This window comes from Aeromonas sp. 5HA1 (genome assembly GCF_029237245.1).
Lineage (GTDB): Bacteria > Pseudomonadota > Gammaproteobacteria > Enterobacterales > Aeromonadaceae > Aeromonas > Aeromonas salmonicida.
The window spans coordinates 43080-59041 of sequence record NZ_JAACFW010000002.1 but is presented as its reverse complement, the minus strand read 5'-3'; the positions used below and the strand labels follow the sequence as shown (position 1 = coordinate 59041).

Annotated in this window: 15 protein-coding genes; 6 read left to right on the top strand and 9 right to left on the bottom strand. The window is 59.6% G+C overall.

Features of this window, described 5'->3' with window-relative positions; translation table 11 throughout:
- The 3 genes from GWQ27_RS02510 to GWQ27_RS02500 form a co-directional block, all read right to left on the bottom strand.
- Positions 1-1551 carry an NAD-dependent malic enzyme gene (locus tag GWQ27_RS02510; protein ID WP_111587420.1) on the bottom strand — a complete coding sequence of 517 codons (1551 nt, stop codon included), beginning with the start codon at positions 1549-1551 and terminating at the stop codon, positions 1-3.
- Between the two features lie 10 nt (positions 1552-1561).
- Positions 1562-2863, bottom strand: coding sequence for a 2-hydroxycarboxylate transporter family protein (locus GWQ27_RS02505; RefSeq protein WP_059111539.1), 1302 nt, complete (start codon positions 2861-2863; stop codon positions 1562-1564).
- A gap of 554 nt (positions 2864-3417) precedes the next feature.
- Entirely contained in the window at positions 3418-3609 is a 192-nt protein-coding gene (locus GWQ27_RS02500) for a hypothetical protein (protein ID WP_275906586.1), read from the bottom strand.
- A gap of 320 nt (positions 3610-3929) precedes the next feature.
- Here GWQ27_RS02500 and slyA point away from each other — a divergent pair, with 320 nt between their 5' ends.
- The 5 genes from slyA to GWQ27_RS02475 all read left to right on the top strand — a co-directional run bounded on the left by slyA (position 3930) and on the right by GWQ27_RS02475 (position 7896).
- Positions 3930-4400: a transcriptional regulator SlyA gene (gene slyA / locus GWQ27_RS02495; protein WP_111587419.1), complete on the top strand. Its 471-nt coding sequence runs from the start codon at positions 3930-3932 to the stop codon at positions 4398-4400.
- 4 nt (positions 4401-4404) lie between these two features.
- Entirely contained in the window at positions 4405-5460 is a 1056-nt protein-coding gene (locus tag GWQ27_RS02490; RefSeq protein WP_017411357.1) for an HlyD family secretion protein, read from the top strand.
- A gap of 10 nt (positions 5461-5470) precedes the next feature.
- Entirely contained in the window at positions 5471-6499 is a 1029-nt protein-coding gene (locus tag GWQ27_RS02485) for a DUF2955 domain-containing protein (protein ID WP_275906585.1), read from the top strand.
- Positions 6500-6654: 155 nt separating this feature from the next.
- Positions 6655-7413 carry a transporter substrate-binding domain-containing protein gene (locus GWQ27_RS02480; protein WP_219592834.1) on the top strand — a complete coding sequence of 253 codons (759 nt, stop codon included), beginning with the start codon at positions 6655-6657 and terminating at the stop codon, positions 7411-7413.
- Between the two features lie 123 nt (positions 7414-7536).
- Positions 7537-7896: an MliC family protein gene (locus GWQ27_RS02475; protein ID WP_021138767.1), complete on the top strand. Its 360-nt coding sequence runs from the start codon at positions 7537-7539 to the stop codon at positions 7894-7896.
- Between the two features lie 103 nt (positions 7897-7999).
- Here the strand turns inward: GWQ27_RS02475 and GWQ27_RS02470 are convergent, their stop codons facing one another.
- The 4 genes from GWQ27_RS02470 to nrdD form a co-directional block, all read right to left on the bottom strand.
- Complete coding sequence (locus GWQ27_RS02470) at positions 8000-8170, bottom strand: YqaE/Pmp3 family membrane protein (protein WP_010673454.1); 171 nt, start codon at positions 8168-8170, stop codon at positions 8000-8002.
- A 100-nt stretch (positions 8171-8270) separates the two neighbouring features.
- Positions 8271-8783, bottom strand: coding sequence for an anaerobic ribonucleoside-triphosphate reductase-activating protein (gene nrdG, locus GWQ27_RS02465; protein WP_275906584.1), 513 nt, complete (start codon positions 8781-8783; stop codon positions 8271-8273).
- Between the two features lie 2 nt (positions 8784-8785).
- On the bottom strand, positions 8786-9061 hold the full coding sequence (locus tag GWQ27_RS02460; RefSeq protein WP_005316902.1) for a hypothetical protein: 276 nt from the start codon (positions 9059-9061) through the stop codon (positions 8786-8788).
- 54 nt (positions 9062-9115) lie between these two features.
- Positions 9116-11233: an anaerobic ribonucleoside-triphosphate reductase gene (gene nrdD / locus GWQ27_RS02455; protein WP_275906583.1), complete on the bottom strand. Its 2118-nt coding sequence runs from the start codon at positions 11231-11233 to the stop codon at positions 9116-9118.
- A gap of 442 nt (positions 11234-11675) precedes the next feature.
- On the opposite strand from nrdD, the gene GWQ27_RS02450 reads away from it, so the two are divergent.
- Positions 11676-12647, top strand: a complete 972-nt coding sequence (locus GWQ27_RS02450; protein WP_258394155.1) for an ABC transporter substrate binding protein — start codon at positions 11676-11678, stop codon at positions 12645-12647.
- Positions 12648-12714: 67 nt separating this feature from the next.
- Here the strand turns inward: GWQ27_RS02450 and ligA are convergent, their stop codons facing one another.
- Both ligA and zipA read right to left on the bottom strand, forming a co-directional pair.
- The gene (gene ligA, locus GWQ27_RS02445) at positions 12715-14721 is read right to left on the bottom strand and encodes an NAD-dependent DNA ligase LigA (protein ID WP_275906582.1); all 2007 of its coding nucleotides are present in this window, start codon (positions 14719-14721) and stop codon (positions 12715-12717) included.
- A gap of 100 nt (positions 14722-14821) precedes the next feature.
- Positions 14822-15949 carry a cell division protein ZipA gene (zipA, locus tag GWQ27_RS02440; RefSeq protein ID WP_017411362.1) on the bottom strand — a complete coding sequence of 376 codons (1128 nt, stop codon included), beginning with the start codon at positions 15947-15949 and terminating at the stop codon, positions 14822-14824.
- Positions 15950-15962: the final 13 nt, after the last annotated feature.

The following is a 15962-nucleotide window of genomic DNA, read 5'->3' as shown; positions in this document are numbered from 1 at the left end:
TCAGGAAGCGGACCAATAGTGCGGGCGCCACCAGGTCTGGTCAATCAGTGGCGCGGGATCGCCGTCAAAATCCGCCAGCCCTTCGTCACGGGCAGTCAGCGCCACCGCCCTAGCGACCGCGCGGGCCACTTCCCCCACCTGCTCGATGGGAGGCAACAATCTCCCCTCGGCCAGCGGATAGGCGCCCACGGCCCGCACCGCCGCCTGCAGCATGCCGTCACTGATGCGGCGCGCCTTGACGGCGCAGGCCCCCAGGCCAATGCCGGGGAAGACATAGACGTTGTTGCACTGGGAGACCACCCTTGCCTCCCCCGCCACAGTGACTGGGGCAAAGGGGCTGCCAGTGGCGAGCAGGGCGCGCCCGTCGGTGGCCTGCCACACCTGCTCCGGCGTCGCTTCGGCACTGCGGGTCGGGTTGGAAAGCGGCAGGATCACAGGGCGCTCGCATACCCCCCCCATGGCCCCGAGCACGGCCTCGGTAAAGAGCCCGCCCTGGCCACTCACCCCAATTAGCACCCCGGGGCGCAGCCGCTCAATGAGCTCGGGCAGGGTGGCGCAAGCCTCTTGCGCCGGACGGGCAAAAGGTCGTTGGGATTGGGTCAGATTGGCGCGATCCAGGCAGACCAGCCCATCTTGATCAAACAGTTGCACCCGATCCGGGCTGCCCGCCAGCTGGGCCAGCATGGCGGCGATGCCGCACCCCGCAGAGCCGGCGCCGACGATGAGCACGGGGGTGTCGGCCAGAGTAGTACCCGCCTGCTGCAAGCCCGCCAGCACGCAGGCCGAAGCCACCGCAGCCGTTCCCTGGATGTCGTCGTTGAACATGCACAGCTCATCTCTATAACGGGCCAGCAGATTGGCGGCATGCTTGCCAGCGAAGTCTTCAAACTGCAACACCACCTGGGGCCAGCGCGTGCGAATGGCTGCCACCACCTTGTCCATGAAGTGGTAATAGGATTCACCATCCACCCGGTTGGCCTGCCAGCCGAGATAGGAGTCATCCTCCAGCAGTTCGGGATTGTTGGTGCCCACATCGACGCACAGCGGCAGGGTGCGCGCCGGGTTGATGCCGCCAGCAGCGGAATAGAGCGCCAGTTTGCCGATGCAGATCCCCATGCCGCCGATGCCAAGATCGCCGAGCCCCAGCACCCGCTCACCGTCGGAGATGACGATGACGTCCACCTCCTGCTCCACCGCGGCGAAGATGGCGTCCAGATCGTCTCTGTCATGCCAGGAAAGATAAAGCCCGTGGCTGCGCAGATAGAGGTCGCTGTGGCGCTGGCATGCCTCCCCTACTACCGGGGTGTAAATGATGGGCAAGAGCTCCGGCAGGTGGTGGCGCACCAGATCGTAAAACAGCACAGGGTTGTCTTCTTGCAGCTGGCGCAGCAGCAGGTGCTGGTCGAACGGGCTCTGCATGGCAGAGACCAGACGGTAGATGCGGCGCCGTTGCTGGGCCAGGGACTCCTCTTTATGGGGCATGCGCCCCATCAGGCCCTGTCGCTTGCGTTCGGCATAGGGCAGGCTGGTGCCCATCATGATGTCGTTCATTGTCGATTCCTTATGCCAGCAGCGAGATGAGCAGGGTGGCCAGGATCAACATGACGGCGCCCCCGAGACGGGAAGAGATCTGGGCAAACGGCATCAGCTTCATGCGCTGGGCCGCCGACAGCACGGCCACGTCGCCCGTGCCCCCCATGTTGGCCATGCACAGACCGCCTGTGATGGCCGCCTCTATGGGATAGAAACCTATCATGCGCCCCACCAGGGCCGCCCCCAGAGCGCCGCCGACCACAGTCACCAGCACCAGCACGAAGTAACTGACGGAAAAGGCGCTGATGAGTTCCGGGATGCTGGTATAGGCGACCCCTATGCCCACCAGCAGGGAGGGCGTCAGATTGGTCACGACGAACTGGTACCAGTCGGCCGCCGCCTGCTCGTAGCGACGTGGCAGCACGCCACTCACCTTGATGAAGGCCACCGCCAGTATCATGAGCGCGAAGGGATGCATGGGGATGAAGTTGCCCAGCAGTGAACCCAGCACGAACATGCTGGAGCTGATGAAGAGCCCCATGCCGAGGCTTTCCAGCGTCGGCGCTTGGACCTGCTCTTCGGCCACATTCTGGCTGCTCTGATTGATCATCAGCTGGCCGTTGCCAGTCAGGGAAGGGTAGCGGCGGCCCAGGCGTACCAGCAGAGTGCCCACCAGAATGGCCAGGGTATTGGCGATCACAACGGCAGGCACCATGCGTGACAGCAGGTCGGCGCTGGACATCTGCATCGGGCCAGAGAGGATCTCCACCAGAGGCACTGCACCGGCCCCCATGCCGCCACCCATGATGGGCAAACCTATGAGCAGCACGGCATTCTTGAAACCATAACCCATCAGGGAGCCGACCAGACCGACACTCAGCAGCGCCACTGCAACACCGCCCAGGATCACCGGCAGGTAACGCATGGCGGCATTTTTCAGCAGGGCACTGCTCATGCCCAACACTGAACCCGTCACCAGGCTGGCGATGAAGAAGTTGAGAAAGCCTCCCTCCTTCATGAAGCCGATGATCACCTGACCCGCCTCGACCGGCAGGATCCTGTATTCAAACAGAGCAGCACCGCCGAAGATGGCGAGTATGGTACCGCCCCCCAGGTATTCACGTATGGGGGTGATGCGCTCGCCCAGCTCGCAGAGCAGGGTGCCCAGCACGAACATCAGTGCCAATGCCCCGACCATGCCGAGCGGCAGTGAGCCGTTCCAGCCGGAGAAAAGCACGCAGGTGGCAAGCCCGAGGAAGATCATCATGGGCATGCCGGCTATTTGTTGACTGCCCCAGGGGGCGGCTTTCGGGGTAGAGAGGTTTTTCATTGTTATGCTCCAACGTGTGAGGTGGCGCTACTCTAGTGATCCTCCCCTCGCCTGTCGGTTAGCCCCGCTACAAAGACATATAAAAACATTAAAATCTTAAACGCTATGGCGAGGATGCTGTCATTCAATACAAGACAGCCTCTCCATTCACAGCATCTGAAAGATTGGGTACACACAGAAATACACGAATGCGGACAAGGTTTGACCCTCACTTGGCTGGCAATGGTGAGGCTCAGATTAAGTGTTATCCATGGAAAGAGAGGGAGTAAACGGGCAGCAGGCTGATGACAGTCGCGTCATATTCATGCTGATCATTCATATCAGAGAGGCCACGATCCTGACGATCGCACAACTGACATGACCTGCCCGTATGCAGGTGGATAACAGGGCAGGCAAGGATGACTGGCAACTTGTATGTCATGCCGGGGATGCATTATCAACACAGCGCCATAGCGTGTATTTTCAACTGACAAGGCTGTGCAGATGGGCAAAGAGTGCCTACCTGTCAGTCACACCTTGACAGCCAGCGTCTCATTTAAACCTGTTCGGTTGGCTTATTCTGCTAATAACAATGGAATATTGGCAGGGTCAAATTCATGACAGAGATCGCTTCCTTCCCGGCTGAAGCCATAATGGATTTCGGCAGTATATTCGACATCGACCAGCAGACTCTCGATTGAGAAATGGGCGTCACCCGATTCATATCGTTCCACAGCTATCGTCTCCCTGTTTAGCTGACCCATCAATATTAGTGGATAAAAAACAGACTGCCGAATTTATATGACACCTTGCTGACCAGAAAATAATAGTAAACGGGATCCCTTCCTTATTTTTGCCTCCCCAGCAGTCCGGTGTTTATTTCTCCAGCCCGCGTATTTCACCCGATTTGGCACACCCTGTGCGTATTTCAGACACAGACAGCCCCTTACGCCCCCCTTTACTGACCAAGTTAAGCCTCATAAGAAGCTCATTCATCATTTTCATAAACAAGATCTTGATCACACTATTTACTTAGCCTGCTAAATAACTACAATGCTTAGCAGGCTAAGTAAATGAAGAGCACCTCATGATGAAGGATCTGGAAATGTTGCGCGAGTTGTCCCTCGCCGAGCGGGTCGGACGACTGCATCGGCTGTGGCGCACAGTGGCAGACCTGGAACTGGCGCCCCTGGGTCTGACCCATCCACGCTGGACAGCGCTGTGGAAACTCAGCCGCCTCGGTGGTCATCTCAGCCAGAAGACCCTTGCCGAAGCGCTGGAGATAGAGCTGCCGTCCCTGATGCGCACTCTGGGTCAGCTGGAGGAGCACGGACTGGTCGAACGCCATTGCTGCAGCCAGGACAAACGGGCCCGCATCGTCACCCTGACCCTGGCTGGCAAGGCGCTGCTCGACAAGATAGAGGATCGCATCATGGATATACGCCGTGAACTGCTCGCCGGCATCAGCCAGCGGGAGCTGGAACAATTTGAAGACATAGTGCACCGCATCTGTGCCAACGCCCTCGGCAAGATAGGTTCACAGAGTGAAGAGAGATAATAAGATGACCCCGGATCAACAATTCAAACGCTGGATAAAATGGGCCATGGGCGCCTTTATTCTGGTCTTTGGCTACTTCCTGCTGGCTGACATCAAGATGCCGCTCACCCCGCAAGCCATGGCTACCCGTGTCGTGACCAAGATGGCCCCCCAGGTCAGTGGCAAGGTGATACAGGTTGCTGTTGGCAACAACCAGCATGTCAAACAGGGGGATCTGCTGTTCTCACTCGATCCCGCCCCGTTTGAACTGGCCGTCGAACAGGCCCGCCTCGCGCTGGCTCAGGCCGAGCAACAGAACCGCCAGCTCGACGCCACCCTCAACGCCGCCGCCGCCGATTTCAGCTCGCTGCAAACCCAGACCTCCCTGAAGCTGCGGGAAGCGGAGCGTATCGACGCCCTCTATCGTCGCCACATGGTCTCTGAGCAGCAAAAAGACGACGCCGACAGCGCATTTCGCACCGCCCAGGCCAACTTGTTGGCCAGCAAGGCCCGCATGACTCAGGCCCAGGTGAACCGCGGTCTGCACGGTGACGACAACCTGCTGCTGCGCCAGGCTCGCAATCACCTGGCCCAGGCCGAGCTCAACCTCGCCTACAGTCAGGTGCACGCCAGCCAGGATGGCATCATCACCAACCTGCAACTCAAGCCGGGCAGCTTCGCCGCGGCGGGTGCGCCGCTGCTGGCGCTGGTCTCCGAGCAAGTAGACATCATCGCCGATTTTCGCGAGAAGAGTCTGCGCCACGTCAACACGGACAGCCAGGCACTGGTCGCCTTCGATGGCGAGCCGGGCAAGCTCTATCCAGCACGGGTCACCAGCCTGGATGCCGGCGTCAGCGCCGGCCAGTTCGATGCCAACGGCCTGCTGGCCAGCCCCACCGAATCGGATCGCTGGGTCCGGGATGCCCAGCGCCTGCGCCTGCATCTGACCCTTGAGCAGTTGCCGGCACACCTGCCGGCTGGCGCCCGCGCCACAGTGCAACTGCTGCCGGACAACGCGCTAAGCGCGCTGTTTGCCCGCGGCCAGATCCGTCTGCTCAGCCTGTTGCACTATATCTACTAAGGTGGCAGCGATGAATCTGTGGCACAGGCCCCTCACCGCCAACGAGCTGCGTCAATGTCTGCGCATCGCCTTTGGCAGCACCACCGGCTTTTTGCTCTGCAAGTTGTTTGGCTGGAACTACGGCGTCTTCTACACAGTGACACCGGTATTGCTGCTGGGCATGGTGCCAGTGATGAACGGCCATGCGGCACGCCAGCTGATCGCTGCCGCCGTCATCTGCGGGGTGGAAGTCGGTCTGCTGGGCGGGCTGTTTGGCAGTCATCCCGGCCTGATGATCCCCATCGCCTTTTTGCTGTTTCTCTACCGTTTCGCCGCCATGTCACGGGGCAGCCTGTTTCTGTTCGGGGCCAACGGTGTGCTGAGTCTGAGCATAATGCTGCATTTTGCCAGCTACCCGCAGACCGATCTGAACGACCTCATCTTCAGCAACCTGTGGGCCAGCATACTGTCGGTACTCATCGCCTACCTGATGACGGCGCTGATCCCGGATGTAGAGGAGCGGCCCAAGCCTGCGGCGGCCCCCAAGGCACCGCACCGGATGAGGCACGAGGCCCTGCTCGGAGCCAGCATAGCCACCCTCTCCTTCATGGTGTTCCAGATCTTCGACTTGCGTGACTCCATGTCTGCTCAGGCCACCACACTGCTGCTGCTGTTTCCCATGCACTGGAATGGGGCCTTGAGCTATGCCCGCAAACGGGCCATGGGCACACTGCTCGGCGTGAGCTTTGGTCTCGTCAGCCAGCTGGTACTCTACGACTGGTCAGGTTTGCTGTTGCTGGTCGCCCCCATGCTCTGGCTCGGGGCCATGCTGTTCAGCTACGCCCATGTGAAGGAGGCCAGCGGCTCAGGTGTCGGCTTTGGCGCCCTCACCACTCTCGGCATCCTGTTTGGCCAGTACCTGACGCCGGGCAACGATCTGGTATTCAGCGCACTCTATCGAGTCAGCAGCATACTGTTTGCCATCGTTGCCACCCTGCTGGCCTGCTATCTCATTCACCAACTGCTTAACCGTTTCGAGGCCACTCGTTTCGGCTATTGACCCCCTGTTGTTAGCTCAAGGATGTGCTGCTTTTCGCCCCGTTATGCCTACCGGGGCGTTTTTTTGTCTGCATTTTGCAAGCTGGCACAGCGGGTCTTGTGACTGCAGCCACTATGCTTGCAAGAGCCGTTCGCAATAGCAGCAGGAGAGACACGATGGCACGAGTACACGGACGCTGGCTGGCGTTTGGTCTTTTGCTCGGGATGAGCAGCGTCTGGGCCAATCCAGTGCTTGTCGCAGCCGAAGATGACTGGGCCCCCTATTGCGCGCTGGACAAGGAAAGCGGCCAGCCACAGGGGTTGGCACCGGCCTTGGTGAAAGCTGTTTTCGCCATCGAGGGCATAGCGCTTGAGTTTCGTACCATTCCCTTCGCCCGCTGCATGCACGAAGCCAAGAGCGACAAGGTGCTGGCGTGTTTCAATGCCACCATCACAGAGGAGAACCGCTATCAGTACCACTGGCACGAGACCCCCATGTTCGAGGAGGATCTCGCCATCTTCGCCCTTGCAGGCGGCGGGCACCATGACCTCAAACTCACCGCCCTGGAGGGCAAGACGGTGGGCATTACCCTGGGTTACACCTATCCCACCGATTTCATGGATAACCCCAGGATCACCCGCTTTCAGGCCAAATCGGATGCCCAGATCATAGAGATGCTGGTACGCGGACGGGTCGACTACATACTGATGAACGAGATGCCTGGCTATCTCAAGATCCAGCAGAAATCACTGACCGGCCGGGTCGTCAAGGTAGGCAAGATCTCTACCGATGGCTTCTGGCTCGCCTTCTCCCGTGCCCATCCCCAGGGAGAAGCCATGGCAAAACGCTTCGAGGAAGGGCTGCAGAAGATCAAGAACAACGGCACCTATGAGACGTTGGTACGCGACTTCGAACACAGCCTGGGCCTGCATTGAATGCATTTCGCCCCCTGCACCTTGCCTCGGGACGCATATAGACGCAATAGAGACAATTGAGCATTGAACCTTCTCCTCAACCTGTTAGGCTCAAGCCCGGATGACACCGATGGAGAATTCAAGATGAAACACGCCAATATACTCTTGCTGGGCATCACGACCCTGGCTCTGCTGAGCGGTTGCGAACGCGGAGCCTCCACATTGAGCGTGACCGGCGGCGAGCCCATCACCTATCAGTGCGAGCAGAACAAGAAGGTGCAAGTGAGCTACTTTGCCCTTTCCGACCAGAGCCTGAATTTCATCAAACTGGCACTGCCAGATGGCAAGGATTACACGCTGCCACAAACCATTTCAGCCTCCGGCGCCCGCTATACCGATGAGCATGAGGCCGTCTGGTGGAACAAGGGAAATGAAGGCTTCGTCGAAATGCGCGACAAGAACGGCGAGTGGCAGAGTGTCTACAACGACTGCAAACAGCAGTAATGAAAAATCCCGGCCTGGCCGGGATTTTGCTATTTAACCTCTGTATCCAGACAAGCGACCATCTTCACAGCGATAGCACGCAACCTGTGTCCGCTTGCCTCGTTCAGGCGCGCTTGTCGCTCACCACCAGCCAGAGCGCATGCACCATACCTGGCAAGCCGCCGAGCAGGGTCAGTACTATGTTGATCAAAAAGTGCAGGCTGAAGCCTACCTGGATAAAGGCGCATACCGGAGGCAAAAAGATGGCCAGCAGTATCTTGAGCAGATTGTTCATCTCGCACTTCCTCGTCAAAGATGTTTCACGGTTCGGGATGAACTCACCATAAACAGCCTTGACCTCAACTGCAAACGAAACAAGGGCCCACTCGCGGCTCTCACACCTGAGTCAAACAGGGGATCCGCTCCCCCAACTGCTCGCGCCAGACTTTGAGGTCGTGGATCTGCTGGTTGCTGCTACCACGCCAGAGCAGACCGGGATCTGCCAGCGCCTGATCGAACTTGCCATCCACCAGCACGTCCAGCAGGGCGACCAGCTCGCGCTGGGCCTCTGACAGTTCGCCGAGCAGATAGCCGGTCCAGCACCAGATGTCCTTGCCGGGGCACTCGGCCCGCACCCGCTTCACCAACGCCAGCACCTGGGGCACGTTGGCGGGGTGGAGCGGATCGCCGCCCGAGAGCGACAGACCACGCCGTTTGATGCGGGTGTCGTTGAGATCCTGGATGATGCGCTCACTCATCGACTCATCAAACGGCTTGCCGCCATCGAGCCGCCAGGTGCTCTGGTTGTAGCAACCCGGGCACTGATGCTCGCAACCCGACACAAACAGGGTGGCGCGGGTGCCGGGCCCGTTGATCACATCGACCGGGTAGTATTGGTGGTAGTGCATTCTTAGAGATTCTTTGTGAATTGAAGGTAATCCAATACATTCCGCATAAAACCTACCCTCTCACAGGCAAGTCTTTGGAAATCGTCATCTTCACGACGGTCCAAGATAAACAGAATTTTTTCCCGAAGAAGAGCTTCATCAAGCTCGTAACCATGTTCTTCAACATAGGCATGAATAAAGCGATAGAAGACTCTAGTGTCGCTGTCATGACCTTCATGCCAAGAGTCTAGACTGACCCATTGCTGTAATAACTGCTCCGACATTGGCTTCAGAAACATTTCACATTCCCTCAAAGAGAGACTCCCTGCTACACAGGGAGTCTCTCTATCGATTCACATATGCTTGACGCGGCGTTTCACTTCTTCCTGCTTGCCCGCATTGAAGGGGCGCGCATCCGGGCTGCCGAGGTAGCCGCAGACACGGCGGGTCACAGACACCTTGGCGGGATCGTGGTTGCCGCAGCGCGGGCAGGTGAAGCCCTTGGAGGTGCACTCGAACTCGCCGGTGAAGCCGCAGTCGTAGCACTCGTCAATGGGCGTGTTGGTACCGTAGTAGGGCACCTTGTCATAGCTGTAGTCCCAGACGTTTTCGAGCGCTTCCAGGTTGTGCTGGATATTGGGGTACTCGCCGTAGCAGATGAAGCCGCCGCTGGCGATGGGCGGATAGGGCGCCTCGAAGTCCAGCTTGTCGTACGGGTTGACCTGCTTCTCCACGTCGAGGTGGAAGCTGTTGGTGTAGTAACCCTTGTCGGTCACACCAGCCACCACGCCAAACTCCTTGGCATCGATGCGGCAGAAACGGGTACAGAGGTTCTCACTCGGGGTGGAGTAGAGGCTGAAGCCGTAGCCGGTCTCCTCCTTCCACTCGTCGGTGGCCGCCTTGAGCCGCGCTATGATGGCGACGGCCTTCTGGCGCAGGGTGTCGCTGTCGAACAGATGGACATCGGCGCCAAACAGGGCGTTGATGGTCTCGTGTACCCCGATATAGCCGAGCGAGATGGAGGCGCGACCGTGCTTGAAGATCTCGCTGACGTTGTCATCTGCCTTCAGACGCACGCCACAGGCCCCTTCCATATAGAGGATGGGGGCGACCCGCGCCTTGACGCCGTCGAGGCGGCTGATGCGGTACATGAGTGCCGTCTTGGCCACGCGCAGGGCGGTATCCAGCTTGTCCCAGAAATCCGCCTCGTCGCGGGATTTCAGGGCGATGCGCGGCAAGTTGAGGCTGACTACCCCCAGGTTGTTGCGCCCTTCATGGATCAGTTCACCATTTTCCTCATAAGCCCCGAGGAAGGAGCGACAGCCCATGGGGGTCTTGAAGGAGCCGGTCACCTTGACCACCTGGTCGTAGTTGAGGATGTCCGGATACATGCGCTTGGAGGCACACTCCAGCGCCAGCTGCTTGATGTCGTAGTTGGGATCACCCTGTTTGTGGTTGAGGCCATCCTTGATGGCGAACACCAGTTTCGGGAACACGGCGGTCTTTCTGTTCTTGCCAAGGCCGGCGATGCGGTTGCTGAGGATGGCGCCCTGGATCATGCGGGACTCCCAGCTGTCGCCAAGGCCGAAGCCGAAAGTAACGAAGGGAGTCTGGCCGTTGGCGGTGTGCAGGGTATTGACCTCGTACTCCAGCGACTGGAAGGCGTCGTAACACTCCTTCTCGGTACGGGCCATGGCATAGGCGTCCGCATCCTTGATCCCCCACTCCTCGGCCACTTCCCTGTGTTTCTGCCAGCTGATGGTCACATAAGGAGCCAGCACCTCGTCAATGCGGTTGATGGTGGTGCCGCCATAGATGTGGCTCGCCACCTGGGCGATGATCTGGGCGGTCACGGCGGTGGCCGTGCTGATGGATTTGGGGGTATCTATCTCCGCATTGCCCATCTTGAAGCCGTGAGTCAGCATCCCCTTCAGGTCGATCAGCATGCAGTTGAACATGGGGAAGAAGGGGGAGTAGTCGAGATCGTGGAAGTGCAGATCGCCGCTCTCGTGGGCCTGCACCACGTCGCGGGGCAGCATGTGGCTGGTGGCGTAATGCTTGGCGACGATACCGGCCAGCAGATCGCGCTGAGTCGGTATCACCTTGGAATCCTTGTTGGCGTTCTCGTTGAGCAGGGCCGCGTTGGTCTGCTCCACCAGGCCACGGATCTCCTGAGCCAGACGGCCGCGGGCCTCGCGAGCCTGATCCCGGTCGTGACGATACTCGATATAGGCACGGGCAATGGCCTTGTCGTCGGAAGCCATCAGATGGTTCTCGACCCGGTTCTGGATCTCGTGGATATCCACCTCGCCACGCCCTTCCAGCTCCTGAGTAACGGCGGCGGCAACGCGCTCACCCAGGGTCGGATTGGCCTGGCTGACCGCCTCTGCCGCTCGGCCCACTGCCTCGGCAATCAGCTGGGCATTGAATGGTGCGCGACATCCATCACGTTTGATCACAACCGGTTTCATGCGTTTTCCCCGTTTAAAAGGCCAGGCTATCGCCTTCGGCTTACCCTTGTTTGGTGCCCTTCTCCACGCCTCGTCCTGGGCGCAAATAAATTCAGCCGAGGCTTGACAAGCCAGGGCTGACGATGAGAAGAGAACAGCTTGTACACAGCTTAATAACACAACATATAGGTGTTTTATATAAATGCGTCCCTATATGTGGTGTCTATTAGGCACCAAAGCGCGGCCTCATTTCTTGATCCAGAACAGGGTTTGAGGCGAGTGGCGCAGTTCCCGACCAGTGAAAAACAGCCCCATTCAAGGCGATCCCCAAGCCTGCTGCGGGCTGGCGTGCCATAGGGTACGGGCCCAAAAAAAGATCCCCCTGCGACAGTCATTGACGAGGGCGTATCGGTGCAAAATGCCCATAATGAGTCAGGTATCATCTTTCTCAATGGGAGCCGACATGGCCAAGACCCTGCTACTGCTGCTGTGTATCCTCCCCTGCCGGTTGTGGGCTGCCGAGATCCTGGTGATCAGCAGCTATCACGCCGAATACCTGTGGGATCAGAGTTACAACGCCAGCCTGCAAACCCATCTGAACGGCAAGCACCACATCAGCCACTTCTACATGGATACCAAGCGCCGTCCCCATGACGAGTTCGACCTGATGGCCGAGCAGGCTCTCGCCTTCTACCGGCAGCTCAAGCCCGATCTGGTGGTGCTCGGCGACGACAACGCCATCAATTACCTGGCCACCGAGATTGCCTCCCTCGGTACGCCCGTGGTGTTTCTCGGCATGAATGAAAACCCGCGCCACAAGGGACTGGTCGGCCACCCCAAGATCACGGGCGTGCTGGAGCGCCCCCTGCTCAAACGCAACATCAGCGAAATGAGTCAGCTGATGGGGGGCATCAAGAAGGCGCTGGTGCTGTTTGATTCCAGCAACGTGGCGCTTACCGCCATTGAAGATGAATTCAAGACCCAGACCGACCTGCGGGTCGGCCATACCCGGGTCAACAGCCAGCTCATCGGCGATTACAGCCTCTGGCAGGAGGCTGTGCTCAACGCCAAAAAAAATGGCTACGACGCCATCTTCATCGGTCTCTACCACACGCTGGTGGACGATACAGGCAAACATGTGAGCGAACAGACAGTCCTGGCCTGGGCGAGTGTGCACAGCCCTGTGCCCCTGTTCTGCTTCTGGGAGTTTTCGGTGGGTACGGGCAAGGCAATAGGTGGCCTGGTGCTGGATGGCCGCGATCAGGGAGCCAAAGCAGCAGAGCTCGTCAACGCCATACTGGCGGGTGCCCAGCCCAGAATGCTGGCACCTCGTGCCGCCGTGCGAGGCGAGTATGTGTTCAGCAAGCAGGAGCTGGCCCGCTGGCAGCTGACGGTGCCAGAGAAGTGGCAAGGCAAAACCCAGTGGCGCGACTAACGCCCTGAAACAACAAACCCGGCTGGATGGCCGGGTTTGTTGTTTTCAGCGTATCGTCATCGCCAGATCATGACTGAAGGGCTGCCTGTAACTGCTCTTCGGTCCAGATGGTGATGCCGAGCTCCTGGGCCTTGGCCAGCTTGGAACCGGCCGCTTCCCCCGCCACCAGCACATCTGTCTTGGCCGACACAGACCCGGCTACCTTGGCCCCCAGCGCCTGCAGCGCCGCCTTGGCATCGTTGCGAGAGAGCAGGTTGAGGGTGCCAGTCAGCACAAAGGTCTTGCCGGCAAAGGGCTGTTCGCTTGCTTCCTTCTTCTCGATGGCCGGCCAGTGGATACCGGCGGCCAGCAAGGCTTCCAGTACCTCGACGTTATGGGGTTGACGCAGGAAGTAATAGAGGTGCTTGGCCACCACTTCCCCCACATCCGCCACCGCCAGCAACTGCTCCACTGTGGCGGCACGCAGGGCATCCAGGGTGAGGAAATGGTTGGCCAGGTTCAGCGCTGTCGCCTCCCCCACCTCGCGAATACCCAGGGCAAACAGGAAACGCGGCAGGGTAGTGCTGCGCGCCGCATCGATGGCCGCCACCAGATTGAGCGCGGATTTCTGCCCCATCCGCTCAAGGCCGGCGAGCTGGATGGCGTTAAGGCTGAACAGGTCTGCCGGTGTCTTCACCAGCCCCTTGTCGACCAGTTGCTCGACAATTTTGTCGCCGAGGCCATCCACATCCATGGCACGCCGCGCCGCGAAGTGCTTGATCGCCTCCTTGCGCTGCGCCTCGCAGAACAGACCGCCTGAGCAGCGGGTGACAACTTCCCCTTCCAGCCGCTCCAGCGCCGAGCCACAGACCGGACATTGGGTAGGAAAGAGGATCTCGCGGGCATCCGCGGGGCGCTGGGCCTCCACCACAGCAACGATTTGCGGGATCACATCCCCTGCCCGGCGCACGATCACGGTATCGCCGATCATGACACCAAGGCGTTCAATCTCGTCGGCATTGTGCAAAGTGGCGTTGGAGACGGTGACGCCACCAACGAACACGGGTTTAAGCTTGGCAACCGGGGTCACGGCGCCGGTACGACCCACCTGAAACTCGACGTTCTCGAGCAGTGTCATCTCCTCCTGGGCCGGAAACTTGTGGGCAGTGGCCCAACGGGGAGCGCGTGCCACAAAGCCCAGCTCTTCTTGTACGGGGATGGCGTCGACCTTGTAAACCACGCCGTCTATCTCGTAAGCCAGCTCGCCGCGGCGGGCCAGAATATCGTCGTGGAAGGCCTGGCATCCGGCCGCGCCTTCCTTGAGTTTCACCTCCGGGCTCATGGGCAGACCCCAGGCTTTGAGCTGACACAAGCGGCCGAAATGGGAATCCCCCAGCTGATCGCCGCCCACCCCGACGCCATAGGCGTAGAAGTTCAGCGGACGACTGGCGGTAATGCGGGAATCGAGCTGACGCAGGCTGCCAGCCGCGGCATTGCGCGGGTTGACAAACACCTTCTCGCCAGCGGCCAGTGCTTTGGCATTCATCGCCTCGAAACCGGCCTTGGGCATAAATACCTCGCCACGGACTTCCAGCCGGGCGGGCCAGTCGCTGCCGCGCAGGGAGAGCGGGATCGCCTTGATGGTGCGCACGTTCTCGGTGATCTCCTCACCGGTCGCACCATCGCCCCGGGTAGCGGCCTGCACCAGCTGGCCATCCACATAGAGCAGGCTCACTGCCAGACCATCCAGCTTGGGCTCACAGCAGAAGGTGAAGCTCACCTCCCGCTTCAGGCGATCCTTCATGCGCTGCTCGAACGCCTGCAACTCTTCGCTGCTGAAGACGTTGTCCAGGCTCAGCATGGGGATCTCGTGACGTACCTGTTTGAAGGCGGTCAGCGGTTGACCACCAACCCGAACACTGGGGGAGGCTGGGGTTTTCAGTTCTGGATGCTCGGTCTCGATCGCGATCAGTTCCCGCATCAGGCGATCGTATTCGGCGTCAGGGACGGTGGGGTTATCCAGCACATAGTACTGATGACCGTATTCGGTCAGCAGATCACACAGTTGACGGTGGCGGGAGAGGGTTTCGCTCATGGAAAAGTCTCGGACTGTGGTTGGAATAATAAGTTAACCGCACAAACAAAAATGCGGCACCTGGGTACCGCACTTTTGATGTACTCGACCCCGTGGAGTCTTAGTCTCGATTGGCCTCGTAGGCGGCCAGTTCGTGCCGGTAACGGGCTATGGTCTCGTCGCTCAGCGGGCTGCGATCCATGTCAGTCAACATGGCATCGAGATCGCTGGCCAGCTGGTCGGCAGCCTGCAGCATGTGCTCGAAGGCAAAGGCTGCATTGCTGCGCAGCGGCAGCTGCATGAACAGGGAGACACCCGGGGTGTTGAACTGCTCCATCCGGTACGGATTGAAGGTGCCCGGCTTGACCATGTTGATCATGGAGAAGAGCACTTCACCCTTGCCGTTGAGATCCTCGTGGCGATGGAAAATATCCATTTCACCAAACTTGAAGCCTAACGCCATCAGGGAAGCCAGCAGAGTCGCCCCTTCCAGATCGTGACCGGGGCGCGCCATCAGGTTGATGACATAGACATCCTGCCAGATCTTCTCGACCGGCTGGGTATCCATCAGCGGCTCACCAACGGGCTCCTCATACACAGGCTCCTCGTAGGCAGGCTCGGGGGCCACATAACGGGGCTGCGGCTTGTACTCAGGCGCTGGCACATGAGCAGGTTCGCGGGCACCGAAGGTAGGTGCGGTCGCGTAGGCCGGCTCGACCAGAGGTTCATCATCCAGCTGTTGCAGCAGCGGCTCGCGCTGGGAACGAGAACGGTGTACCGGGGTACGACGGATCACCTGGGCGGGCTTCCGCACCGGGGCGGCAGGCACTTCCTCTACTGTCTCGGCGATGGGCTCCTCGAACTCCTCCTCGTCTTCTTCGTAGACGGGGGGCGGGGCAACCGGGCGAGCGGCAGGCTTGCGCACCACAGGGGTTGGCAGCTCGACCTCGTCATCCTCGTCATCGAAAGCGGTGACGGGTGCACGGCGGCTGACATCCGGCTGGCGAGCCTCCTCGCTGTGGAGCTTGGGCTCGGCACGACGGCTACCGCTGACCACACGCACCTGACCGACACCATCGTTGTCGAAGGCGTCACTGTCGCGACCACGTGATTTGGATTCCATCCGGCCCAGAGGTTTCTCTTTGATCGGTGCCTGACGATTCTTTCTGTTGCTCCACAACCCGTGAATGAGCAATGCCGCAATAGCAATACCGCCCAGGGCAACCAAGATGTAACGCAATTCCTGCATTAGCTGCTTCTCT

What these genes read in the sequence shown, in the direction of transcription:
- GWQ27_RS02510 (WP_111587420.1), bottom strand. Translation starts at nt 1,551, where the DNA reads ATGAACGACATCATGATGGGCACCAGCCTGCCCTATGCCGAACGCAAG.
- GWQ27_RS02505 (WP_059111539.1), bottom strand. Translation starts at nt 2,863, where the DNA reads ATGAAAAACCTCTCTACCCCGAAAGCCGCCCCCTGGGGCAGTCAACAA.
- slyA (WP_111587419.1), top strand. Translation starts at nt 3,930, where the DNA reads ATGATGAAGGATCTGGAAATGTTGCGCGAGTTGTCCCTCGCCGAGCGG.
- GWQ27_RS02490 (WP_017411357.1), top strand. Translation starts at nt 4,405, where the DNA reads ATGACCCCGGATCAACAATTCAAACGCTGGATAAAATGGGCCATGGGC.
- GWQ27_RS02485 (WP_275906585.1), top strand. Translation starts at nt 5,471, where the DNA reads ATGAATCTGTGGCACAGGCCCCTCACCGCCAACGAGCTGCGTCAATGT.
- GWQ27_RS02480 (WP_219592834.1), top strand. Translation starts at nt 6,655, where the DNA reads ATGGCACGAGTACACGGACGCTGGCTGGCGTTTGGTCTTTTGCTCGGG.
- GWQ27_RS02475 (WP_021138767.1), top strand. Translation starts at nt 7,537, where the DNA reads ATGAAACACGCCAATATACTCTTGCTGGGCATCACGACCCTGGCTCTG.
- GWQ27_RS02470 (WP_010673454.1), bottom strand. Translation starts at nt 8,170, where the DNA reads ATGAACAATCTGCTCAAGATACTGCTGGCCATCTTTTTGCCTCCGGTA.
- nrdG (WP_275906584.1), bottom strand. Translation starts at nt 8,783, where the DNA reads ATGCACTACCACCAATACTACCCGGTCGATGTGATCAACGGGCCCGGC.
- GWQ27_RS02460 (WP_005316902.1), bottom strand. Translation starts at nt 9,061, where the DNA reads ATGTTTCTGAAGCCAATGTCGGAGCAGTTATTACAGCAATGGGTCAGT.
- nrdD (WP_275906583.1), bottom strand. Translation starts at nt 11,233, where the DNA reads ATGAAACCGGTTGTGATCAAACGTGATGGATGTCGCGCACCATTCAAT.
- GWQ27_RS02450 (WP_258394155.1), top strand. Translation starts at nt 11,676, where the DNA reads ATGGCCAAGACCCTGCTACTGCTGCTGTGTATCCTCCCCTGCCGGTTG.
- ligA (WP_275906582.1), bottom strand. Translation starts at nt 14,721, where the DNA reads ATGAGCGAAACCCTCTCCCGCCACCGTCAACTGTGTGATCTGCTGACC.
- zipA (WP_017411362.1), bottom strand. Translation starts at nt 15,949, where the DNA reads ATGCAGGAATTGCGTTACATCTTGGTTGCCCTGGGCGGTATTGCTATT.